Origin of the sequence: Streptomyces inhibens, assembly GCF_003389455.1 — a bacterium.
GTDB lineage: Bacteria > Actinomycetota > Actinomycetes > Streptomycetales > Streptomycetaceae > Streptomyces > Streptomyces inhibens.
Genome location: NZ_QUAC01000029.1, coordinates 1 through 22659 on the forward strand (window position 1 = coordinate 1; position 22659 = coordinate 22659).

At 70.9% G+C, this 22659-nt stretch carries 25 protein-coding genes; 8 read left to right on the forward strand and 17 right to left on the reverse strand.

The window, feature by feature from the left end:
- The coding region (locus tag DY245_RS04770; protein WP_147318324.1) for a hypothetical protein at positions 1-208 on the reverse strand (208 nt) is incomplete at its 3' end.
- 209 nt (positions 209-417) lie between these two features.
- Between DY245_RS04770 and DY245_RS04775 the strand changes: the two genes are divergently transcribed.
- Positions 418-1206, forward strand: coding sequence for an MBL fold metallo-hydrolase (locus DY245_RS04775; RefSeq protein ID WP_128503827.1), 789 nt, complete (start codon positions 418-420; stop codon positions 1204-1206).
- Positions 1207-1220: 14 nt separating this feature from the next.
- Here DY245_RS04775 and DY245_RS04780 read toward each other — a convergent pair whose 3' ends face one another.
- Positions 1221-1553, reverse strand: a complete 333-nt coding sequence (locus DY245_RS04780) for an STAS domain-containing protein (protein ID WP_181923521.1) — start codon at positions 1551-1553, stop codon at positions 1221-1223.
- 118 nt (positions 1554-1671) lie between these two features.
- Positions 1672-2148 carry a DUF5994 family protein gene (locus tag DY245_RS04785; protein ID WP_128503831.1) on the reverse strand — a complete coding sequence of 159 codons (477 nt, stop codon included), beginning with the start codon at positions 2146-2148 and terminating at the stop codon, positions 1672-1674.
- A 349-nt stretch (positions 2149-2497) separates the two neighbouring features.
- Here DY245_RS04785 and DY245_RS04790 point away from each other — a divergent pair, with 349 nt between their 5' ends.
- Both DY245_RS04790 and DY245_RS04795 read left to right on the forward strand, forming a co-directional pair.
- A complete protein-coding gene (locus tag DY245_RS04790; protein WP_128503918.1) occupies positions 2498-2761 on the forward strand; it encodes a hypothetical protein in 264 nt (87 codons plus the stop codon).
- A 70-nt stretch (positions 2762-2831) separates the two neighbouring features.
- Complete coding sequence (locus tag DY245_RS04795; RefSeq protein WP_128503833.1) at positions 2832-3104, forward strand: hypothetical protein; 273 nt, start codon at positions 2832-2834, stop codon at positions 3102-3104.
- Positions 3105-3164: 60 nt separating this feature from the next.
- Here DY245_RS04795 and DY245_RS04800 read toward each other — a convergent pair whose 3' ends face one another.
- The gene (locus tag DY245_RS04800) at positions 3165-3512 is read right to left on the reverse strand and encodes a helix-turn-helix domain-containing protein (RefSeq protein ID WP_128503835.1); all 348 of its coding nucleotides are present in this window, start codon (positions 3510-3512) and stop codon (positions 3165-3167) included.
- 981 nt (positions 3513-4493) lie between these two features.
- Here DY245_RS04800 and DY245_RS04805 point away from each other — a divergent pair.
- The 3 genes from DY245_RS04805 to DY245_RS04815 all read left to right on the forward strand — a co-directional run bounded on the left by DY245_RS04805 (position 4494) and on the right by DY245_RS04815 (position 7008).
- Entirely contained in the window at positions 4494-4697 is a 204-nt protein-coding gene (locus DY245_RS04805; protein WP_030809828.1) for a cold-shock protein, read from the forward strand.
- Positions 4698-5047: 350 nt separating this feature from the next.
- On the forward strand, positions 5048-6562 hold the full coding sequence (locus DY245_RS04810) for a DEAD/DEAH box helicase (RefSeq protein ID WP_128503837.1): 1515 nt from the start codon (positions 5048-5050) through the stop codon (positions 6560-6562).
- Between the two features lie 119 nt (positions 6563-6681).
- A complete protein-coding gene (locus tag DY245_RS04815; protein ID WP_128503839.1) occupies positions 6682-7008 on the forward strand; it encodes an SCO5918 family protein in 327 nt (108 codons plus the stop codon).
- Positions 7009-7027: 19 nt separating this feature from the next.
- On the opposite strand, the gene DY245_RS04820 is transcribed toward DY245_RS04815, so the two are convergent.
- The 5 genes from DY245_RS04820 to DY245_RS04840 all read right to left on the reverse strand — a co-directional run bounded on the left by DY245_RS04820 (position 7028) and on the right by DY245_RS04840 (position 12782).
- The gene (locus tag DY245_RS04820; RefSeq protein WP_128503842.1) at positions 7028-8260 is read right to left on the reverse strand and encodes a glycosyltransferase; all 1233 of its coding nucleotides are present in this window, start codon (positions 8258-8260) and stop codon (positions 7028-7030) included.
- 68 nt (positions 8261-8328) lie between these two features.
- Positions 8329-9387: a class I SAM-dependent methyltransferase gene (locus DY245_RS04825; protein ID WP_128503844.1), complete on the reverse strand. Its 1059-nt coding sequence runs from the start codon at positions 9385-9387 to the stop codon at positions 8329-8331.
- Positions 9384-10607 carry an acyltransferase family protein gene (locus DY245_RS04830; protein ID WP_244942832.1) on the reverse strand — a complete coding sequence of 408 codons (1224 nt, stop codon included), beginning with the start codon at positions 10605-10607 and terminating at the stop codon, positions 9384-9386. The genes DY245_RS04825 and DY245_RS04830 overlap by 4 nt, the downstream gene beginning before the upstream one ends.
- A gap of 214 nt (positions 10608-10821) precedes the next feature.
- Positions 10822-11535, reverse strand: a complete 714-nt coding sequence (locus DY245_RS04835) for a response regulator (protein WP_128503846.1) — start codon at positions 11533-11535, stop codon at positions 10822-10824.
- Positions 11532-12782 (reverse strand): sensor histidine kinase, encoded by a 1251-nt coding sequence (locus DY245_RS04840; RefSeq protein ID WP_128503848.1) that lies wholly within the window; start codon positions 12780-12782, stop codon positions 11532-11534. The genes DY245_RS04835 and DY245_RS04840 overlap by 4 nt, the downstream gene beginning before the upstream one ends.
- A gap of 197 nt (positions 12783-12979) precedes the next feature.
- Here DY245_RS04840 and DY245_RS04845 point away from each other — a divergent pair, with 197 nt between their 5' ends.
- Positions 12980-14500 (forward strand): nitrilase-related carbon-nitrogen hydrolase, encoded by a 1521-nt coding sequence (locus tag DY245_RS04845; protein ID WP_128503850.1) that lies wholly within the window; start codon positions 12980-12982, stop codon positions 14498-14500.
- Here the strand turns inward: DY245_RS04845 and DY245_RS04850 are convergent.
- The 7 genes from DY245_RS04850 to DY245_RS04880 all read right to left on the reverse strand — a co-directional run bounded on the left by DY245_RS04850 (position 14478) and on the right by DY245_RS04880 (position 20894).
- Positions 14478-15938 (reverse strand): protein kinase domain-containing protein, encoded by a 1461-nt coding sequence (locus tag DY245_RS04850; RefSeq protein WP_128503852.1) that lies wholly within the window; start codon positions 15936-15938, stop codon positions 14478-14480. The two genes, DY245_RS04845 and DY245_RS04850, sit on opposite strands and share 23 nt — an antisense overlap.
- Before the next feature lie 95 nt (positions 15939-16033).
- Positions 16034-16249: a ferredoxin gene (locus DY245_RS04855; protein ID WP_128503854.1), complete on the reverse strand. Its 216-nt coding sequence runs from the start codon at positions 16247-16249 to the stop codon at positions 16034-16036.
- A 4-nt stretch (positions 16250-16253) separates the two neighbouring features.
- Entirely contained in the window at positions 16254-17498 is a 1245-nt protein-coding gene (locus tag DY245_RS04860; protein WP_128503856.1) for a cytochrome P450, read from the reverse strand.
- An 83-nt stretch (positions 17499-17581) separates the two neighbouring features.
- Entirely contained in the window at positions 17582-18373 is a 792-nt protein-coding gene (locus tag DY245_RS04865) for an ABC transporter permease (RefSeq protein ID WP_128503858.1), read from the reverse strand.
- Positions 18370-19353, reverse strand: a complete 984-nt coding sequence (locus tag DY245_RS04870; protein ID WP_128503861.1) for an ATP-binding cassette domain-containing protein — start codon at positions 19351-19353, stop codon at positions 18370-18372. The genes DY245_RS04865 and DY245_RS04870 overlap by 4 nt, the downstream gene beginning before the upstream one ends.
- Before the next feature lie 61 nt (positions 19354-19414).
- Positions 19415-20251 (reverse strand): DUF4097 family beta strand repeat-containing protein, encoded by an 837-nt coding sequence (locus DY245_RS04875; protein ID WP_128503863.1) that lies wholly within the window; start codon positions 20249-20251, stop codon positions 19415-19417.
- 106 nt (positions 20252-20357) lie between these two features.
- Complete coding sequence (locus DY245_RS04880; protein ID WP_128503865.1) at positions 20358-20894, reverse strand: hypothetical protein; 537 nt, start codon at positions 20892-20894, stop codon at positions 20358-20360.
- Between the two features lie 229 nt (positions 20895-21123).
- Between DY245_RS04880 and DY245_RS04885 the strand changes: the two genes are divergently transcribed.
- A complete protein-coding gene (locus tag DY245_RS04885) occupies positions 21124-21681 on the forward strand; it encodes a DoxX family membrane protein (protein ID WP_128503868.1) in 558 nt (185 codons plus the stop codon).
- A 74-nt stretch (positions 21682-21755) separates the two neighbouring features.
- Here DY245_RS04885 and DY245_RS04890 read toward each other — a convergent pair whose 3' ends face one another.
- Positions 21756-22556 (reverse strand): DJ-1/PfpI family protein, encoded by an 801-nt coding sequence (locus DY245_RS04890; RefSeq protein WP_244942833.1) that lies wholly within the window; start codon positions 22554-22556, stop codon positions 21756-21758.
- Between the last annotated feature and the right edge of the window lie 103 nt (positions 22557-22659).

A 22659-nucleotide genomic window follows, 5' to 3' on the forward strand; every position in this document is an offset into this window, starting at 1 on the left:
CGACCCCGCCCTCCGCGGCCCCGAGCGCGGCGCCGCACACCGCGGCCGCCCCGTCGGCCCGGAGGGCGCATGTCGACAGCGCCGGCAGCACCGGCGGCACCAGCAGCACCGGCAGCCATGACAACACCGGCACCGCCGCCGCAGCGCCGAAGTCGAACGCACCCGCTTCCGGCGGGAACTCGGACGCAAGCACCTCGCCCGCGAACACTGCGCCGACAGCACCGGCGGCCGATCCGACATCGCCGTCGCATGTCTGTCTGCTGGGAGTTGTGTGCCTCTGACGGGTCGGGCCCGTCCGCAGCGGCCGGGTCAGGGGAATACCTGACCCGGCCGGCTGCTTGGTGATCACGAGCGGATCAGGAGCGGATCAGGAGCATCCCACCGCTCCACTCGTGACCACGGCAGCGAAAGGCAGCAATGAGCGAGTCGACCCCGGCCCCCGCACCGACCGTCCGCTACCTCGGAGGACCCACCGCGGTCCTGGACCTCGCAGGGGTACGGCTGTTGACCGACCCCACCTTCGACCCGCCCGGCGACTACCCGATCGGCGAGCGGAAGCTGGTGAAGACCGACGGCCCGGCGCTCGGTCCGGCGGCGCTCGGCCCGGTCGACGTGGTGCTGCTCTCCCACGACCAGCACCCGGACAATCTCGACCGCAGCGGCCGGGCCTACCTCGCGGAGGTGCCCCTGGTGCTGTCCACCGCCTCCGCGCACCAGCGGCTCGGCGGGAACGTACGGACCCTGGCGGACGGGGAGGAGATCGACCTGCCGCGCCCGGACGGCGGAACGCTGCGGATCACCGGTGTGCCCGCCCAGCACGGTCCGGACGGCTGTGAGCATCTGGTCGGCGAGGTCACCGGATTCCTGCTGTCCGGTGACGGCCTGCCCACGGTCTACGTCAGCGGCGACAACGCCTCGTTGGACGTGGTCCGCACGATCGCCCGGCGGTTCGGGGCGATCGACGTGGCGCTGCTGTTCGCCGGCGGCGCGCAGACCCCCCTGGTCGGCGACGCCTACCTCACGCTGCCCAGCGATCAGGCGGCCCAGGCGGCGCAGATCCTGGACGCCCGGAAGGTCGTACCGCTGCACTTCGAGCACTGGGGACACTTCACCCAGGGCGCCGACACGCTGGTCGAGGCGTTCGAGCGGGCGGGGCTCGCCTCCCGGTTGCACCTCCTGCGGCAGGGTGAGCAGACCGTGCTGTGACCCGCACGGTCCGCTCAGGTGGTTGGCGCCCCGGTCAGGGCAGCGGCCGTCCCGGTCGTGCGGAACAGCTTTCGCACCAGGTGTGACGTCACCCCCGTCACACGGAACGCGCTGCCCTGTTCCGTGGCCCTGCGGCGGGCCCACAGCAGGACGTTCAGTCCCGAGCAGTCGCAGAACGGCACGGAGGTGAAGTCGACCTCGATCCGGCCGGCGCCGTGTGACAGCGCGGTCTCCAGGGCCCGTCGCAGCTGCGGCGCGGTGACGACATCGACCTCTCCCGCCACGCGCACGGTGGTCCGGCCGTCGTCCCGGCTGATGACGGCCCGGAGTTCCTCGGTCTCCGTCATCGGCATGTCCTTCGTTACGACGGTCGGTGACATCAGTGCCTTCGGTGGCTGGGTCTCCCTTGTAACACGTCATCCAGACGATGACAACGGCAATGTCGCCGAAAGGATGACAGTGCGCTCAGGCCTGCTGGGTGGGGGCGGTATTGATGAGGATCTGTCCCGCTTGAGCGACGTTGTCGGCCCGTACGGCCTCGGCCATCGCGGCGCGTGCCACGTCGGGTGCCGTCTGAGGAGGGACCACCAGCAGGGCGAAGTAGTCCTGGTCGCCGCGGGTGATGAGGATCGTGTCGTCACCGACCGGGAAGGAGTCGACGTGCACGATCCGGTCGTCGATGGTGAGCCGGGTGGGGAGCTCGTCCCAGGCGCTCTCGTCCAGGCCGACGCGCGTGATGGGGCCGAGATGTTCGCTCAGCGCGGTGATCAGGCAGGGCAGCTCGGCGCCGATGTCGCGGGAGCGCGGCCACCATGCGCCGTCCAGGAGCCCCTCGCGCGTGTGCGTCGTCTGCAGCCTCAGGCAGGCCGTCCCGGGTTGCACGGACTCGTAGATCGCGTCCGGCAGGAGCTGGGGAGGGTGCGGGGTGTCGGAGTCGGCCATGATGTGCGCCCGTCCGGGAGTGGGTGCATGGGCTCCCCGCCGGCGAGGTCAAGGTGGCCGCCGCGAGCGGAGGGTCCTCGGTAACCTCACCGTACTCCGCGTTCCAACAGCCGCGTCCGCTGCTCCGGCCGATGGCCCGCGCGCCGGGAAATGCCTGGTTGGACACGGTGCAGCACGTTCGGCGAACTACGTCCCGGAGTAGAGTGAAACGACGGCCCGGCTGATGCCCGCCGCAGCCGTTCCGGGCAGCCTCCGCACCGCCGCCATGGCCATGGCCGACGAGAGCAGGCGGGCCGGCAGCGGCGTCACCCAGATCCGGCAGCGGCCTCACCCAGATGACGAGGACGGTATGAAACCTGCGGAACCCGTGCCCTCGGCGGGGCGTGCCGAGGTGCGGATCGTCGCCGCGTCCCCCGAGACGGCCCGCCAGGTCGCGGAAGTTCTCCGGCGCTGCTTCGCATCCACCGAACAACGCAGCTACCCCGCCGGCCGCGACGGCGCAACCCGGCTCCACTTCACCGTGGACACCACGCAAACCGCCGAGCCCGCACGCTCCTGGCTGGCGTCCAGCCAGCCGGCGGACGGCGGCCGGGCACACGCCGACGAGGTCTGACGCAACGGGCCGCCACCAGGCGTGTCCGTGGCAGGGCACCGGCACCGGCCGCGTAGGAGAGGCGGCAGCCATGGCAACACTGCACGAGCGGAAGACCTACCGCGAGAAGGTCATGCAGGCGCTGTACGAGGCCATCGAAGGGAACCGCCTGCTGGGCCTCACCGGGGCGAAACTGCACGACGATCTCGGTGTACCGGGAGAGGACCTGGCCGCCGCCTGCACGTACTTGGCGGGCGAGGGCCTGATCACGGTCGACTGGGGACCGGGAAACACACCCTCGATGGTCACGCTGACGCATCAGGGCATCCGGTACATGGAGGCCGAGGAGGAGGGACAGGGCTGACGCGGTGCCTCACGCGGTCGCCTGTCTGCCGAGGGGCGGGGAGGCCCTCGCGGTGTCTGCTCAGGAGCCGGCCGACCGGTCCGAGCCGGCGCCGGAGCGCCGCAGTTCTTCGTTGAGCCGCTGGGCCTCTTCGAGCTGGTCTTCGAGGATGACGATGCGGCAGGCGGCATCGATCGGGGTGCCCTGGTCGACGAGTTCACGGGCGCGGGCCGCGATGCGCAGCTGGTAGCGGGAGTAGCGGCGGTGGCCGCCTTCGGAACGCAGCGGAACGATGAGACGGGCGTCGCCGACGGCCCGCAGGAAGGCGGGCGTGGTGCCGATCATCTCCGCGGCGCGGCCCATGGTGTAGGCGGGGTAGTCGTCATCATCGAACTTGTCGGTGGCGTGCTCTTGGTTCTTTGCAGGCATTGCACCTCTTTGTAGGACGCATCGAGGGGCCCTGGTGCTTCCGACACCAGGGCCCCGAGGGGTTTCAACACCATCTACCGGTGCCGTGCACCGGCCTTCGGTTTCCGCATGCCTGCCCGCGGGGGCGGGGATGCGGGGATCGCTGCTGCGTGACCAACGGACCACCTTCCCATCCTGGTCCTGTGGCTCCCGAGCGGACCGGGGTCCGTGCTCGGGCGATCCTGATGGCGCCTCGTCCTCCTTCTGTTCTCTTGCCGGAACTGCCTCTTGCGTTGGTGCGGTGGTGCGTGGCGGCCCTTGAACCGCCCGCTCGCGGCAGTGCCGCGGCCGCACCTCACGGGCATCGTTGACTACAAGAGGAACTTTACTCGCATGAGTGCCGGATGTCTGTAGCGGCCGATGCAGATTACCTCTGCTGGGGTACGGGCGGGCCAGGTGCGGCCGATGGCGGCCGGGATCGGCCGTCACAGAAAATTCGGCCGCCCGGGAACGCGTCAGCGGGCCGGAGTCAGGCCGCAAGTGGCCGGGCGCGAAAAGCGATATCGGCCATATCGTTCCGTGCGCGAATCCATAAACCTCCGCCCGCGCTTTGCCGGTTTCTGTGTCGGCGACGGGAAATATTCGCGGTCGGGTCGCGGTCGGACGTCGTACCTGCGTGGGCGCGGGCCAGGCCGGTTGACCTCGTACGGGAGGGCGCCGGTGGTGAATATCTGATGCCGCAACTACAGAAATTACTGGTGTGCCGGTAGGGATTTTTTGTGCCCCAAAAATACTGTGACGACATTGTTGTGCGCGGCCCGGGCCGCCGTGCTACTGTCGTTCTCAGTTGCAGTTGTGGTTCCCAGACTTCAAGTGCTTTCGCCGTCGTATACAGCGGGAGTGCTTTTGTATTTTCCGGCATATTTCCGGACGGGGCATCATCGCGGCGACGCGGGGTCCGCACAGTGCGGGCCTCGGGCACTGCCCCGAAGGAGATATGACATGGCTACTGGCACCGTGAAGTGGTTCAACGCGGAAAAGGGTTTCGGCTTCATCGAGCAGGAGGGTGGCGGCGCTGACGTCTTCGCCCACTACTCGAACATCGCCGCCCAGGGCTTCCGCGAGCTGCAGGAGGGCCAGAAGGTGAGCTTCGACGTCACGCAGGGCCAGAAGGGCCCGCAGGCCGAGAACATCGTTCCCGCCTGAAGCTGACGCGTACAACGAAAGCTGGGGCCCGCACCTTGGGTGCGGGCCCCAGCTTCGTTGCTTTCCCGAGCAACTCCGTGTGTGCCGTGACGGCCGCACGAGCGGCGTGGGGCCGCCCCTGCGGCTGCCCGCCCGCCATCTGCCGCGGCAGGACATCGGTCCGCCCGCCTGATCCGGCATCCTGCGCGTCCGCCCCGGCGACGCCTGCCGATCCCTTTTCGACGCGAGGGGCCCGTTCACTCCGCCCCCGCTTCGTTTCGTCTCTTACTTCGGTCCGTTGTTGCGATTCTTCTGTGTGCGGCCCTTGCCGCCGGAGTCTCCTCGACGTGCCGCATCGAGGAAGGTTCTGTATGAACCACACAGCTCGCAGCAACAGCCGCTCCTCCCGCTCCCGCTCCGGCGGCGCTTCCGGCTCCGGCTCCGGCTCCGGCCGCGGCGGCTACCGCTCGCAGGCGCCGGGCCGCTCCGGCGGCGGGGGACGTCGTCCCGTCGCGTTGCAGGGAGAGTTCGCCCTGCCCGTCACGCACACCCCCGCCCTGCCCCCGGCCGAGAGCTTCGCCCAACTGGACATGCCGTCCGCGCTGTTGGCGTCGCTGACCGCCGAAGGGGTGTCGGTGCCGTTCCCGATCCAGGCCGCCACGCTGCCGAATTCGCTGGCGGGCCGGGACGTCCTGGGCCGCGGGCGCACCGGTTCGGGCAAGACGCTCGCCTTCGGTCTCGCCCTGCTGGCCCGTACGGCCGGACAGCGTGCCGAGCCCTGCCGGCCGCTCGCCCTGATCCTGGTTCCCACCCGGGAGCTCGCCCAGCAGGTCACCGACGCGCTCACCCCCTACGCCCGGTCGCTGAAACTGCGGCTGACCACGGTCGTCGGCGGTATGTCGATCGGCCGCCAGTCCAGCGCACTGCGCGGCGGCACCGAAGTCGTCGTCGCGACCCCCGGCCGGCTCAAGGACCTGATCGACCGCGGTGACTGCCGTCTGAACCAGGTCGCCATCACCGTGCTGGACGAGGCCGACCAGATGGCTGACATGGGCTTCATGCCCCAGGTCACCGCGCTGCTCGACCAGGTACGTCCCGAGGGGCAGCGGATGCTCTTCTCGGCCACCTTGGACCGCAATGTCGACCGTCTGGTCCGGCGCTATCTGACCGACCCGGTGGTCCACTCCGTCGACCCCTCGGCCGGCGCCGTCACCACGATGGAACACCACCTGCTGCACGTCCACGACGCCGACAAGCACGCCACCACGACCGAGATCGCCGCCCGCGACGGCCGCGTGATCATGTTCCTGGACACCAAGCACGCCGTGGACAAGCTCACCAAGCATCTGCTCGGCAGCGGGGTGCGCGCGGCGGCGCTGCACGGCGGCAAGTCCCAGCCCCAGCGCACCCGCACCCTGGCGCAGTTCAAGACCGGTCATGTGACGGTGCTGGTGGCCACCAACGTCGCGGCCCGCGGGATCCACGTCGACAACCTCGACCTCGTCGTGAACGTCGACCCGCCGACCGACCACAAGGACTATCTGCACCGCGGCGGCCGTACCGCCCGCGCCGGCGAGTCCGGCAGCGTGGTGACGCTCGTCCTGCCCAACCAGCGCCGCACCATGAACCGCCTGATGGCCGACGCCGGTATCACCCCGCAGAGCACCCAGGTCCGCTCCGGTGAGGCCGAACTCAGCCGGATCACCGGTGCCCAGGCGCCCTCCGGTGTCCCGGTCACCATCGCCGCGCCGGTCGTCGAGCGCGCCAAGCGCAGCAGCGCCTCGTCACGCGGCCGGCGCAGCCGCCCCGCCCAGGCGCGACGCTCCGCAGGATCGTCCCGGACGGCCACGGACCCGCGCCGGTCCTCCCGCGGCAAGGCCGCGTGATCCCCTGCCGCTCTCGTCCGCGACGAGGACGGGTACGCCCTGGGAATCCTCGCCGTCTCCCGCTGACCGACCGCTGACCGGACATCGCATCCGGTCCTCTCCGACCCCCTTGAGGCACTATGCGCTGCGTTATCGCCCGCTTTCCGTTCGACCTGATCAAATCCGAGGTGGAGGAGGCGATGGCGAACATCGATCCCGAACCCGTCACGGGCGACTCCGTGCTCATCAACCACCGCTCCTACCCGGTCAAGCAGGTCGGTGAGATCATCACCCGCCAGGACCGCCGTGACTTCACCGCCGGCGAAGTGACCCGAGCGCTGAGCCGCCTCGGCTTCACCTGCCGCTCCGTCCCCGCGTTCACGCCCGCCCCGGCCCTCAGCCCGCTGGAAGCGGCATCGGCCATGCTCGGAACCCCGGACGCGGCCGACCTGGACCGCCTCAGCTGAACGCGACGGCCGGGCTCGCTCAGCCGGCCAGTCGCTCCACCGCGGTCAGGACGCGGCCGGCGCCGTCCTCGGCGTCGATCAACGCCGCGAGCTGACGGGCGCGTTGACGGTAGCGGGGCTCGTCCACGGCCTTCCGTATCGCTGCCGCGAGGTCTTCCGCGGACAGCCGCCGGAACGGCACCCTGCCCGGGCTGACCCCGAGTGCGGTGAGACGCGACGCCCAGAACGACTGGTCCAGCATCACCGGCACAGGGACCGCCGGCACCCCCGCGCGCAGACCGGCCGCCGTGGTCCCGGCACCCGCGTGATGGACCACGGCCGACATCTGCGGAAACAGCCGGGCGTGCGGGACCTCCCCCACCGTCAGCACATCGTTCCCCTCGACCGACAGACCGGCCCGCCCCGTCTGGACGACCCCGCGCACCCCGGCGAGCCGCAGGGCCCGTGTCACCAGCAGCCCGAGCCGCTCCGGGTCGCCGGGCGCCATGCTGCCGAAGCCCACGTACACCGGTGGCGGGCCGGCTTGCAGGAATTCCGCCAGCCGGGGCTCCGGCGTCCGGTCCGCGGCCTTTGACGGCCACCAGTAGCCCGCCACCTCCAGTCCCGGCCGCCAGTCGGCGGGCCGGGGAACCACCGCGGGGCTGAAACCGTGGTGGACGGGCCAGGTCGCCCGCCGCCGCTCCAGGGCATCCGGCGTCACGCCCAGCCGGCGCTGCAGATGGCGCACTCCAGGCGCATAGGCCCGGGCCAGTAATGCCTGGGCGCCGTGTCCTGCGATCCGGTTGCCGTACGGTCCGAGCGACGGCAGGCCGACGATGACCGGCGGGAACTCCCGGGTGGGGGCGAGGGGCTGCAAGAAGACGCCGACGCAGGGCAGTTGCAGACCCTCCGCCGCCACGAGCCCCAGCGGGGCCAAGCTGCCGGACAGCAGAAGGATCTCTGCGCCCGACGCACAGGCGTCGGTCACCGCGTCGGCCATGTCCGGCGCCAACTCCCGTGCCAGCCGCATCTGTTCGACCTTGGTGAGGTCGCCGCCACGGCCGCTCTCCCCCGGCCCGCGCCCCGTTCCCGATGCGGCGTACCGGTCGAGCGGAAGGGGGCGAAAGCCCAGGCCGCTGCGGCGGACCAGCTCGGCCGAGCGGGCGCTTGCCGCCATCTCCACCGTGTGCCCGGCCTGACGCAGACGGACCCCGAGACCGGTGTAGGGGGCGACGTCCCCGTGCGAACCTGCGGTGGCGATGAGTACGTGCATGGCCGGCGGTGTCCTTCCTGTTGTGCGGTGGCCGGGATCGTGGCGGCTTCAGGGCCGCCGCCCTCTTGTCAGTCCCGTCGTGCGACCACCCGGTAGGCGTTGGACAGACGCGTGCGCCGGGTAACGGGTGCCAGCAGGACGTCGAGTGCGAAGAGGGCGAGCAGCGCGGGTGCGGCGGCCGGCAGGCACAGCGTGCGGATGCCGCGGCCGAGCGGGCCCGGTCGCTCGGGCAGCCAGGGCAGGTTCTCCCCCGGCAGCACGGAATGGAGCATGTTCACGGCCGCGGACGTCAGATCGGTCGGGATATGGGGCTCTTGCCGGTCGGTGGCCACGACGGTGAATCCCTGCTCGGCCAGTTCGCCGCAGAGGTTGTCCAGCGGGATCAGATGCAGATGCTGGGGCTGGAGCCAGGGGCCCCACCATCGGCCGAACAGCCGGGCGGCGGCGGACTGGGGGTCGGGGACCTCGATCAGGAGGAGGCCGCCGGGCCGTAGCGTCGTGTACGCGGTGGTCAGTTCCAGCCGTGGCGACAGGGTGTGTTCCAGGTAGTGGTGCATGCTCACCACGTCGTACCGGCAGTCCAGTTGACCGGCCAGGCCGGTGAAGGAGCCCCGGTAGGCGCGGGCGATACGGCCCTTGCGCGCGGCGATCTCGACGCCTTCGCCCTGGTCGAGCCCGTGGAATTCGGTCCCCGGGTGGATTCTTCGGGCTTCGGCGCAGAAGTGGCCGTGGCCGGTGCCCACGTCCAGCCAGAGCAAGGGGCGGCTGAACGGGAGCAGTGCCCGGGCGCGGGCCCGGTAGAGCTTGGCCGCGAGGGGCGAGGCGGCCAACCGTGCCATCGTCGCCTCGCCCAGGCCGTCGTAGCAGTCGCGGTAGTAGAAGGTCAGTCCGTCCGCGCTCAGCCGGGGGTTCTGGAAGACGTGCCCGCAGTTGCGGCACTCGTCGAGGACGAAGTTCCCCGGTTTGCGCTGGGCGTGGTTGGCAGTGCGCAGGCGCCGGCGCAGATGGGCGGAGGTGCACCAGGGGCAGGTGGTGCGCGGTCGCTCGAAGAACCGTTCCAGCCCCTGCGCCAGTTCGTCCTCGTAGCGGGGCCTGAGGGCGGCGATCTGCTTGCTTCGCGTACTCATCGCAGGGAGCCTCGTTCCGCTGTAGCCCTGGTGGGCCGGCACGTGGGCGCCGCGGGAGCACGGTGCGCGGAGATGCGACGCTGACAGGGCCGCTCCACTCCCACGTACAGCAGCCACGAGCCCAGCATTGCCAGGGGAAGCGCGACCAGCACCACCTCGAAACCGCTCCAGCCACGCCCCGTCAGCCACACGAACATCGGCCCCATCACCAGCAGATGGACGAGGTACATGGCGTAGGACATCTCGCCCAGGTACACCAGGGGTGGTGTGCGCAGCAGCGATGCTCTGCCGCGCACGTCCAGCTGCGCGGTCGCGTGCACGAGCACGACGAGCGGGACCACGGTCGCGGCCGCGTACATGAAGCTGCGCGGCAGGTACGTACTGTTCACCACGATCGTGCTGATGACTCCCAGCGCGGCGGGGAGCACGCCGATCCGCGGGAGCCGGATCCCCGACATGGAGATACGGGCCACCAGCATGCCGAGGACGAACTCGGGCAGCCGGGTGACCGGCAGCATGTACAAGAACCAGTACTCGCGAAAGAACGTTCCGCCGGGGTTGACGACGAGCTCACAGACCACCGGCCACGCCCAGACAAGGGCGACGGCCACTCCCGCGCCGACCAGGAGCCCACGCCGCGACAACCGCTCGACCCATGGCCGGAGTACGGGGAAGAGAAGGTAGAAGAACATGTCGGCGGCCAGGGTCCAGGAGACCGGGTTGCCCGCGGAGACGAAGCGGTGGCTGGGAACCCAGGTGTTCACCAGGAAAAGGCTGGAGAGGTGGGCCGCCATTCCGGAACAGCTCGTGGCGGCCGCCGCACCGGCGCACGCGAGCGCCGCCACGACCACGCACCAGGTGAGTATGTGATTGGGAAGAATCTTGGCCGCACGCCGCCGCCAGAACGCGCGTGCGGTGTCGGTCGGGCGGGCGGAACGGGTCAGCACATAGCCGCTCATGATGAAGAAGAGCGATACCGCACTCCCGCCCACCCATACTTCGGGTCCGAGGGTCCGGGCGAGGTGAGGGTCGATCAACAGCATGCAGTGCGTGTAGATGACTGCGCCCGCGGCGGCGAAACGCAGACCGGTCAGAGACGGTAGCCGCAGGGGCACGGGGCGCGTGCCGTCCTTCACCGGTGGTTCCGCTTCCATGCGGCCGGCGAGGAGTCGGCCCGCCAAGGCGGTGGGCAGGCACGACAGCCTGGGGAGATGACGCATGAGAGATCTCCTGCGAGAGAGCGCCCAGGTCGATGACCACCACTCACATACGCAGGGGCGCACGGGTGGGTCACCCGGGATCGGATGGCATGACTGATCCTGGCCCGTGCAGGGGAATGGGCGGCCCGTCGCGCGGATGCCACGATTCACCCACCGCTGCCCGCCCCGGCATAGGGGGGCGACCCGATTTCACCCGGACGGACCAGTGGTCATCTCACCGGTGCGGGCCCTTGGGAGGATCGGCCGGGAGCAGCCCCGCCTCGTGCGCGAGAACGGCGGCCTGGACGCGGTTGTCCAGGCCGAGGCGGGTGAGGATGCGGTTGACCCGGCTCTTCACATTGGCCTGGGTCAGCCCGAGGTCGTCGGCGATCTGGAGGTTGGACCGTCCCCGTGCGACCAGCACGAGGACCTGTAGTTCGCGTGCGGTGAGCGCGTCGGTGATCCGGTCGCGGCCGGCTTGCGGGCGGGGCGTGCCGGGAACGAGCCCGGCGGGCAGTGCGGTGAAGGCGCCGATGAGCCGGTGGGTGACGCTCGGGGCGAGCATGGCCTCCCCGTCGGCGACGACGCGGAGGGCATGGGCGAGTTGGTCGGGCGGACTGTTCTTCAGCAGGAAGCCGCAGGCGCCCGCGCGCAGCGCCGCGTGCACATACTCGTCCAGATCGAAGGTGGTGAGGACGAGGATGCGTGGCGGCGGTTCGGGTCGTGGCCAGTGGGTGAGAATGCGCCGGGTGGCCTCGACTCCGGTCATGCCGGGCATCCGGACGTCCATGACCACGACGTCGGGCCGGAGGTCGAAGGCCATGGCGACCGCCTGCTCACCGTCGGCGGCATCGCCGACGACGGTGAATTCGTCGCGGCGGTCGATGACGGCGCGCAGCGCGTCCCGGACCATCTCCTGGTCGTCGACGATGAGCACACGCGTGGTCATGAGGGCGCCTTTTGGGGTGGAGCGACCGGCACCGGGGAGTCGCCAAAGATCCCGGCAAGGGTGGCGGTGATCTGCCATCCGCCGCGCGGGTGCGGGCCGGCGTGCAAGGTGCCGTCGAAGGCCGCGACGCGTTCGCGGATATTGATCAGACCGCGGCCGGAGCCGGGTACGGGCCGGTGACCGGACGGCGGTCCCTCCGGGGACGGTGGTCCGTTCTCGACCTCGATGGTCAGCGTCGACCGGTCCTGGCGCAGGGCGATCAGCACGTCGGTGGGGCCGGCGTGCTTGAGGACGTTGGTCAGTGCCTCCTGCACGATGCGGTAGGCCGATACCTGGATCGCGGGCGGCAGGTCACCGATCGACGCGTCCAGCGTCGCGGTCACCCGGCAGCCGGCCGCCTCGACCGCGCCGAAGAGCCGGTCGATGTGCACAAGGGACGGCTCCGGTGCGATGTCCGCACGCCGGGCGGTGAGCAGACCGAGAATGCGGCGCATCTCGATGAGCGCGGTGTCGGCGGTTTCCGCGATGCGCGCCACACCCCGCAGACCGCCGGGCGGGTCGTCCTGGAGCACCTCCTCGGTGGCTCGCGCCTGTACGGCGATGGCGCTCACGTGGTGGGCGACCACATCATGCAGATCGCGGGCGATACGGGCCCGCTCGGCCACGACGGCCTGCCGCGCGTTGATCTCCCGCTCGGCGCGCAGACGGTCGTTGAGCTCGCGCAGCCGGCCGGCATGGATGTCGATCCGCCGCCGCCCGTGGCCCAGGAGCCAGGCGACGCCGTAGAAGGCGACGAAGGTCGTCGCCGTGATCGGCTCCAGCGAGCCGAGCCGGGGCGGCCCGGACCGGCCGCTGAGGAGGTCCGTCGCCACCGCCGTGGTGAGCGACAGCACGGCCCCCGGCAGGCTCACCGGCACCGGGGTGTACCGGGCGAGCGCGTACACCCCGAAGATCAGCAAGTACGGCCCCGGCGTCTTGCCCGGGACCGGATCGAGCGTCTCGAAGAGGACGAAGGCAACGGTCATGGCGGCCAGGACCGTGCGGGGGTGCCGGCGGCGCCAGAAGAGCGGAAGGGTCAAAAGGGCCCAGAGCGCCACGCCGGCCGGGCCCGGCGCCGGGTCCCTGGCCGGCAGCGTCGCCACGTCGAAGGCGGTCAGCCCGCCGCCGAGCGCGAGGTCGGTCAGCCAGGGCCGGCCGGCGAACCGGCGATACGCCTCGCGCAGGGCTGCTCTCGGATCTGTGTTCATCTCTGGGCGCCAAGGCTAGCCATCCGCGAGCGGGGCGGGATCCTCCGCGGGGCCGCATCGAAAGTTGCGCGGGCCCGCGGCAGATCGGCAACCAGGACGACGTTCGGCGCCCACGCGCGCTCCTAGCGTCGAATCCTGACCGGGCCCGGCTTCCGAGAAGGACTGCCGGCAGCCGGTGCCGACACCTGAAGGGACCGATGAACACGATGGGCAACGACAGGCCCACGACGCCGACTTGGCGGCGCTACGCACTGCTGGCTCTCGGAGCCGCGGCCCAACTCTTCGCCGTCGGCGGCCGCTGGGACATCGCCGCCGCGGCATGGATCTTCCCGGTGCTCCTGCTGCGCTTCACCCGCACCGGCCGCGCAGGGTCGGGCGCGCTGTGGGTCTGGCTGGCCAACACCGCCGCGGCAGCGTTCTGGCTCTTCGAGTCGGCGCTCGGATTCACCGCCGTCACCCTCGCGGGCGCGATCGCTCTCGCGGCGCTGCTGACCCTGCCGTTCCTGCTCGACCGGCTGCTCATAGGCCGGTTGCGCCCGTGGATGTCGGTGCTGGTCCTGCCCGCCGCGGTCGCCGGAGCCGAATTCCTCATCACGCTGCTGTCCCCGTTCGGCACCGCCTACGGCGCACTGGCGGTCACGCAGTACGAGAACCTGCCGCTGCTGCAAACCCTCTCGGTCACCGGCTCCTACGGGATCGGATTCCTGATCGCCTGGTGCGCCAGTGTGGTCAACCGGGCCTGGGAGACCGCCTCCTGGCGATCGGCGCGCCGCGGCGTCCTCACGTACACGGCCGTCCTGCTGGCCGTCCTCCTCGGCGGCGGGGCACGGCTCGCCTTCTTCCCGCCCGGGGCGCCGACGGTGCGGATCGCCGGCGTCACCGCCGACGCCTCGGTGATCCGCGCCCAGAAGGCCGCGATCTCACGGATTCCCGGTGGACGTCGGGACATCGCCGCCGCGGCTCCCCGGGCGGTGCAGCCGGCCATGACCGCGGTGCGCAACAGTCTGCTGGCCGCCACCCGGCGGGAGGCCGAGGCCGGGGCGAAGATCGTGGTCTGGCCCGAGGAGGCCGTCAAGACACTGGCGGCGAACGAAGCGGCCACCATCGCCGCGGCCCGGGAAGCGGCCCGTCGATCCGGGATCTACCTGGAGATCGGCGTCGAGGTGTACAACACGGTCGCACCGGGATACGGCCGCGACGAGACGCTCCTCATCGACCCCCGCGGAAAGGTGATCTGGACCTACCAGAAGGCCCACCCCATCCCCGGCTCGGAGCCCTTCACCCCCGGCGACGGCCGGGTCCCCGTCGTGGACACTCCGTACGGCCGGCTCGCGAACGTCATCTGCTACGACGCGGATTTCCCCGGCATGATGCGCGTCCGGGCCGACATCATGCTCGTCCCCTCGCACGACTGGCAGGAATACGGGCGCGCCCACACCCAAAAGGCCGCGCTGCGCGCCATCGAGGGCGGATACGCGGTGGTCCGCCAGGACTCCGAGGGCGTCTCGGCCGCCTTCGACAACCAGGGGCATGTCCTCGCCACCACGGACTACTTCACCACCGATCAGCAAACGACGGTGGCCTATGTGCCGACGCGGGGTGTCACCACGCTCTACGACCGGATCGGCGACACCTTTGCCTGGCTCTGCCTCGCCGCCGTCTGCGCGTTCCTCGCCATCGGCCTGACCGCTCCGCTCAAGCGCCGGCCCGGGAACTGAGACTGCGTGCCTTGAGCTCCTGGGCGCCGACGGCGAGCGTGACGCCCAGGAGCAGGACGTAGAAGACGCCGATCTTCTGCAGGTCGTCGAGGAAGAACCAGACGGAGGCCAGGGCGGTGAACCAGAACGCCACCAGCGCGAATCCGCCCGTGCGCCGGTCCTTGTACCCGGCGGCGAGACAGAGTGCGGCGACGATCCCCAGGACCAGGGCGACGATGACGTAGGGGGTGTCCCAGCCGATGTAGCCGCGGGCGAGCTCGGAGAACACCGCCACGGACTCCGCCACCGGGCCCCAGGCCACCGCGCACGCGAGCCGCGCCGACCACAGCAGCAGCACGGCGCCCGCGACTGCCGCGAGCAGGGCGACACGGGAGAACTGGCCGACCTCGATCATCCCGGTCCGGGATATCACCAGGGAAAGGAAGCAGCCGAGCAGCGCGACCGCCCCCTCGGCCGTCGGCCGGAACACCACACGCGCCGGCTTCCGACGCGCGCGCTGCCGCGCCGGTCCGCTCCCGGCGGGCACCGGGGAGTCGGCCGTCGCCCGGGCGGGCGACCCGGCCATGGGGTCGAGCGTGGTGGGGGTGCGTACGGGGGCAGCCGGTGCGACCCGGGACGCTCCGTCGAGTGCCGCCTTCATCACGGACGCCTCCGCGAAGCGGTCCTGCCGGTCCTTGCGCAGCGCCCGGACGATCACCGCGTCCACGGCGGGCGGCAGCTCCGGGCGGAGCTGCGAGGGCGGCACCGGTTCCGCGGCCAGATGCTGGTGCATGACGGAGAACGGTGAATCTCCGGTGTACGGGGGGCGCCCGGTCAGCAGCTCGTAGAGCAGACAGCCCACGGCGTACAGGTCCGTGCGGTGATCGGTCTCGCCGCCCTTGATCTGCTCCGGGGCCAGATAGGCGGGTGTGCCGACCGCCACGCCCGTTCCGGTCAGCCGGGTGGCCATCTCGCTGAGCGCCTTGGCGATGCCGAAGTCGACGACCTTGATCTTCCCGGTGCCGGTGAGCATCACATTGGCGGGCTTGATGTCCCGGTGCACGATGGCGTGCCGGTGGCTGTGCTCCAGAGCCTCCAGCACCTGGCCCGCGATGTCGAGCGCCTGCGCCACCGGCAGCCGGCCCTCGTTCAGGACCTGGCTGAGGGTTCGGCCCTCCACGTACTCCATGACGAGGAAGGGCTCGGCCGAGCCGCCGCCGGCGTCCTCACCCACGTCATGAACGGTGGCCACACCAGGGTGGTTGAGCGCGGCGGCGGCATGCGCCTCGCGCTGGAACCGGGAGAGGAACTCGGGCTGTAGCGCCAGCTCTGCGGAGAGGGTCTTGACGGCGACGGTACGGCGCAACCGGCGGTCGACGGCCCGGTACACCGTTCCCATACCGCCGCGCCCGAGCTGTTCCACCAGCTCGTAGCGCTGCCCCAATAGCCTGTGCTCCACCGAGTTCCTCCACGGATGGTCAACGCCAACATGCAGGAAGACGAGCTGGAGCGCGGACGGGTTCCCCCTCGGTCCGCACTCCAGTTCGTCTGCCGCTACGGCCTCGGCCCGGGCGGATCCCCGATGACCGTGATGGCCCCGGCGGGGCAGAGGCCGGCGGCCTCATGGGCCGCGGCCACCTGCCCGGGCTGCGGCTCGGCGTCCAGCAGCAGCACCCGGCCGTCGTCGGGGTCCTGGTCGAAGACTCCGGGGGCGGTCAGTGCGCACATTCCGGCGCCGACACAGCGGTCGCGGTCGATGGTGAGTTCCATCGGGCTACTCCTTGTCCCAGGTGACGGGGAGACGGTGCACGCCGTAGATGTTCATGCCGGTGCGCAGCGGGACCTCCTCGGCCGGGACGGCCAGGCGGAGGGTCGGGAAGCGGGTGAGGAGCGCGGGGAGGGCGACCCGCATCTCGACGCGGGCCAGTTGCTGGCCCAGGCACTGATGGATGCCGTGGCCGAAGCCCAGGTGCCCGGTGGCCTTGCGGCGCAGGTCGAGGGTGTCGGGGTCGGGGAACTTCTGCGGGTCGCGGTTGGCGGCCTGCATCGAGAGGGTGACCGTCTCGCCGGCCTTGATCAGCCGGCCGTCCAGCTCGATGTCTTCGAGCGCCGACCGCACCGCGGGGTCGGCGACGGTCAGATAGCGCATCAGCTCTTCGACGGCTTGGTCGGCGAGGTCCGGGTCGGACCGCAGGGCGGCGAGCTGGTCCGGGTTGCTCAGCAGCGCGAAGGTGCCGTGCGCGAGCATGTTGGCGGTGGTGTCGAGGCCGGCGGCCAGCAGGAGGCCTCCGATGCCGGTGAGCTCCTCGTCGGTGAGGTCGCTGGTGGTCAGGTCGCCGAGCAGATCGTCGGTGGGCTCGGCGCGCTTGGCGAGCACCAGCGCGTGCAGGTACTCCTGAAGCGCGGTCAGGGCGGCGTACTGCGCTTCCTGGTCGGTGCTCTGGGTGAGCAATGTCGTCGTATGACGCTGGAAGATCTCCCGGTCGGCGTAGGGCACACCCAGCAGCTCGCAGATCATCAGCGCGGGGATGGGCTGGGCGTACGCCTCCACGAGGTCGACCGGGCCTCCCTGGCGCTCCATGGCGTCGAGGTGCTCGGCGGTGATCTGCTCGACGCGTTCGGTCAGCTCGCGCATCCGGCGGACGGTGAACTTGCCCATGAGCAGCCGCCGGTAGCGGGTGTGCTCGGGGGCGTCGATGCCGGTCATGTCGCCGACCGTCGCCGGGGGCAGTTCGCCGATGTCCGCGAGCGGGTGGTGCATCAGCTCCTGCCGGGAGCTGAAGCGGGGGTCGGCGAGTACCGCCCGGACCACGGAGTGTCCGGTGGCCAGCCAGCCTATGTGCCCGTCGGGGTAGGTCATCCGGCTGAGCGGCTGCCGCTCGCGCAGCTGTGCCAGTTCGGCGGGCGGGTCGAAGGGGCAGCCCGTGGGGCGGGTCGTGGGCAGCGTGACCGGCTCGGTGGGCGGCGCGGTTTCCCGGGCGGCCGTCTCGGACGAGGTGGCCTGCGGTTCGTGGTGCATGGTGTCCTCCGATGCGGATGCAGAGTGACGTGCGGGAACGGTGACGTGCGGGGTGGGGCGAAGTGGCCTTGCGCGGCAGCGACTTACCGCTTGGCGTCGCGGTCGAAGGCCGACCGCGCCCACAGATAGCCGGCCAGGGTGAGGCCGAGGCACCAGGCGAGTGCGATGAGCCCGCTGTTGCCGATCTCCGTGCCCATCAGGAGGCCGCGCAGCGTCTCGATGACCGGGGTGAAGGGCTGGTACTCGGCGAACCAGCGCAGTCCGGTGGGCATGGACTCCGGCGGGACGATGGCGCTGCCGAGGAAGGGCAGGAACGTCAGCGGCATCGGCATGTTGCTGGCGGTCTCGACGTTCTTGGCGACCAGGCCCATCGCCGCCGCGAGCCAGGTGAGCGCCAGGATGAGCAGGGTGAGGACGCCGACGGTCGCGAGCCACTCCACGGGGGTGGCGCTGGGGCGGAAGCCCATCAGGAGCGCGACGCCGACGACGAGCGTGATGCTGACCAGTGTCTGGAGGACGCCGCCCACGACATGCCCGGTCAGGAACGAGGCGCGGGAGATCGACATCGTACGGAACCGGTTGACGATGCCTTCGGTCATGTCGGAGCAGACGCTGATCGCGGTGGACAGCGCTCCGGAGGTCGCGGCCATCAGGATGATGCCGGGCGCGACGTAGTCGATGTATGCGCCGCCGCCGGTGGGCCTGCCGCCGATACCGCTGCCCAGCGCCCCGCCGAAGACGTAGTTGAACAGCAGCAGCATCACCAGCGGCATCGCGACGACCGAGACCGTCATGCTCGGGTAGCGCACCGCGTGCTTCAGGTTGCGCCGCAGCATCGTCATCGAATCGCTGACGGCGTAGGACAGCGTGCTCATCGGGCGTTCTCCTTCAGGGAGTTGACCCCGGCGCCGGACTGGGCCCGGCCGGTGAGGGTGAGGAAGACATCGTCGAGATCGGGGGTGCGCACCGTGAGGGCCTCGGCCTTGACCGACGCGTTGTCCAGGGCATCGAGGACGGCCCGCAGGGCGGGGATGCTGCCGTCGCCGGGGATCTGCAAGGTGAGCGCTTCGTTGTCGCGCGCCGCGGAGGCGAAGAGGGCGGCGGCCGATTCGAGGCCGCTCGGGTCGGCGAACCGGAGGCTGATGTGGCCGCCGGGGATCAGGCGCTTGAGCTCGTCCGCGGTGCCCTCGGCGACCAGCTTTCCGTGGTCCAGCACGGCGATACGGTCGGCGAGTTGGTCGGCCTCCTCCAGATACTGCGTGGTGAGGAAGATCGTCACGCCGTCGTCGGCGACCAGACCGCGGATGATCTCCCACATGGCGCGGCGGCTGCGCGGATCGAGTCCCGTGGTGGGCTCGTCGAGGAAGATGATGCGCGGATCGCCGACCAGCGTCATCGCCAGGTCGAGCTTGCGCCGCATCCCGCCGGAGAAGGTGGAGACCTGCTTCCTGGCCGCCTCGGTCAGCTCGAAGCGGCGCAGCAGCTCGGCGGCGCGGCGGCGGCCCTCGCGGCGCGGCAGATGCTGGAGGTCCGCCATGAGGAGCAGGTTCTCCTCGGCGGTGAGCAGGTTGTCCAGCGCGGCGAACTGGCCGGTGACACCGATCGCGTCACGTACGGCACGGGGCTCGCGGACCAGGTCGTGGCCGCCGACGTGGGCCGCTCCGGCGTCGGCGGAGATGAGGGTGGACAGGATCTGGACGGTGGTGGTCTTGCCCGCGCCGTTGGGTCCGAGCAGCGCGAAGACCGTGCCCTGGGGGATGTGCAGGTCGATGCTGTCCAGCACCACCTTGTCGCCGTAGGACTTGGAAAGTCCGGTGGCGGTGATCGCCGACGAAACGGCGGTAGCAGTGGTCATGCGCATGACAGTCCTCTCTCGGTGCAGTGTCATGGAGTGGCGGGATCGGTGGACCGGACGGTCAGGGGCGGCGGATCACGATGTCGCCGATGCCGGTGCGGGCGCGCACCTCGACGGTGTCGCCGGAATCGCCGGGACCTTGGGACGGGGCAAGGGAGTTGCGCACGCTGCCGATCTTGGTGAGCACATCGAGCCAGGCGGCGGTGGACTCGGGGATGCCGATTTCGAGATCGCCGGCGGCGGCCTGGAGGACGATCTGGCCGCGTGCCACTTCGCCGACCCGGATGCCGCCGTTGGCGGACTTGGCGTCGACCCCGGCGTGCGCGACGCCGACGGAGATACGGCCGTTGGCCGAGTTCACCTTGAGGTCACCGATGACCTCGCCGATCGCGGTCTCGCCGTTGCCGTTCTTGACCGTCGCCGCGCCCGCGATCTCTCCGACGTCGACCCGGCCCGCCGCGATGACCTGGGCGTCCCCGGTCACCCGGTCCAGACGGATGTCGCCGTAGTCGGTCCGCAGGTCGGCGGTCTCCGCCTCGTCGAGCTGGATGTCGCCGAACGAGGTCTTGAGGGCGGCCTCCCCGAAGCGGCCTTCGCAGAGGAAGTCCGCCATCGGCGAGGTGCCCTGGAGGTGCGAGCCGGCCGGCAGCTCGACGGTCACGTCGAGCGAGCCGGGCATGCCGAAGAGCGAACGCTTCTTGGGCCCCTTGACCAGCAGCTTGCCGCCCGAGTAGGTGACCTTGGTCTGCTGCGCGGCCCGTACATCGGCCTCGGCGGCGGCGTTGCGCGGCAGGACCTCGACGACCGTATCGATGCGCTTGCTCGCGGTGATGCGGGCGGAGCCCATGTCGAATTCGAGGGTGACGGAGATCGGTTCAGGAGTGTCGAAAGCAGGCATGGCTGTCCCGTCCTCTTGGCTTCGGTGTGCGTTTCCGCTGGCGTGGAGCTCCTCCCGGCGGGAGCCGGGGGAGTGAAGAAGAAGTGGTGTGACAGGCGGGTCGCGGCTAGCGGACCCAGCCCGTGAAGCCCTGCTCACCGCGGTGGCGGCTGCGACCCGAGGGGCGGGCGGGCGCGCCGGGCTCCAGGGCGGTGGCGACGGCCCGTACGAGCCAGGCGTTGACCGAGAGGCCTTCCTGTACGGCGGCGTCCTCGATCCGGGTCTTGAGGTGGGCGGGGAGACGGAAGTTGATGCGGGCGGTGCCGCCCTCGTCGGCGTCCGAGGGGGTGGGCGGCACGGGCGCCGGCGCACCGCTCGGTGCGCTCCCGTGCTCCGCGGCCGCCTCGTACGGCTCCTGGACCGGCGGCGGTGTCACCACGAACTCGGGGTCGAGCCCCCGCAGCCGTACGTCGACCGAGCCCGGTGCCAGGTCGCGGGTGACCTCGCCCATGGCGGCGGACAGCGCGTTCAGCAGGGTGAGCCGGGCGGCCGACTCCAGGGGTGCGGTGAGTCGCTCGGCCAGGGCACGGGCTTCGTCTCCGCCCGCTTCCGCGGCGACGGCGAGCTCGTGCCGGAGGTTGTCGACATACGGCGTGAGGTCCATGACGCCATCATGGCACCACTGTGGCGCCATGGCAAGCAGTTGTGGCGCAGACGTGGCGCCAATGGCGCCACGATGGCGCCAAGGAGTCCCGTCGCCCCACCCTGGACGTGCCCTGCCGGGGAGCGGAGTATCGGTAGCAAGGGGGCCGTCGATCGGTGTGACCGCACCGGCGGCCCGGACAATCTGCGCCGGCGGACCGGACCGGCATCGGCGCAAGAGGTGATCCACGATGAAACCACGTACCGAACGTCAGCATGCCCGTCACTCAGCGGCCCCCGATGCGGGCCCCGGACCGCCAGGCGTGCGCGCCGCCGACGCCGGCCTGCTCCTGCTGCGGCTGACGGTGGGTCTGATCATGGCAGGCCACGGCGCACAGAAGCTGTTCGGCCTGTTCGGCGGGCACGGCCTGGAGGCAACAGGGAAGGGCTTCGCCGCCCTGGGCTACAAACCCGGCACCTTCTACGCCGGCCTGTGCGGAGCCTCTGAATTCCTCGGCGGCCTGGGCCTGGCCCTCGGGCTGCTCACCCCGCTGGCCGCGGCAGCCCTGATCGGCGTCATGATCAACGCCATGGCGCTGGCCGCCGACCACGGCCTGTGGGCCGAAAAGGGCGGCATGGAATACCCCATGACCATCGCCGTCGCCGCACTCACCGTTGCGGCCGTGGGCCCCGGCCGCCTCTCGCTCGACCTGCGTTTCCCCTGGCGTAACGGCGGATGGCTCCCGGCGGCCTTCGCCCTGGTCGCCGGCGGTGTGGGGGCCATAATCATCCTGGCATTGAAAGGCTGACCGGCCTCACACGACAGCCGCACACCACCGCGGCCCGACGACCACGGACCACACCGACCGGCTTCCCGGCCGTCCTAACGCGCCGAGTCCGCCAGCAACTTCAGTGCCAGTTGCTCCAGTTCGGCATCGGCCTTCTCCGGACTGCCCGTGTCGTACGGAGGGTCGGGGTCGTACTCGACGGCGAGCTGCATCGCCTGGGCCACCTTCTCGTCGGACAGACGGGCAGCGAGGCGCAGGCCCATATCGATACCCGCGGACACCCCGGCCGCGGTGATGATCTTCCCGGTCTCGACGAAGCGGCCGGGGGTGTAGACGGCGCCGAGCTCCTTCAGATACGGGCGCGAGGCCCAGTACGTGGTGGCCGGGAGGCCGCGCAGCAGACCGGCCGAGCCGAGGATCAGCGAACCGGTGCAGACCGAGGTGGTCCAGACGGTGTGCCGGTGGATGCGCCGGATCCAGGCGTGCACCTCGCGGTCCTTCATCATCGCGGTGGTCCCCCGCTCGCCACCGCCGGGCACCAGCAGCACATCGGCCCTGGCGACGTCACACAGGGAGCGTTCGGCGACGATCTCCAGCTCCCCGGTGTCCGTACGTATCGGCCCGGCCTGCCGGGCCACCATCGTCACCCGTACGCCCGGCACCCGGCACAGCACCTCGTACGGCCCGATGGCGTCCAGCGCGGTGAACCCGTCGTACAGCAGCACCGCCACGCTCAGCCGCTCCTCGGCCGGTCCGCCGGCGCTCGTGCGCTCCGCGGCCCGAGCCGGGCTACCGGCTCCGGCGGCCGTGAGTCCCGCCGCCCCCAGCGTGCCCGCCACCGCGGTCCGCAGCAGCCGACGGCGGCTCTTCCCCGGGTCCGCATCCTCAGCATTCACTTTTCAACGCCCCTTGGTGTCAAGGCCGTTGCCATGAACGACACGGCTCACACCTCAACAGTCGGGCGATCGGCCGGAGGAGTTCCCGGGCCGCGGCGCATCG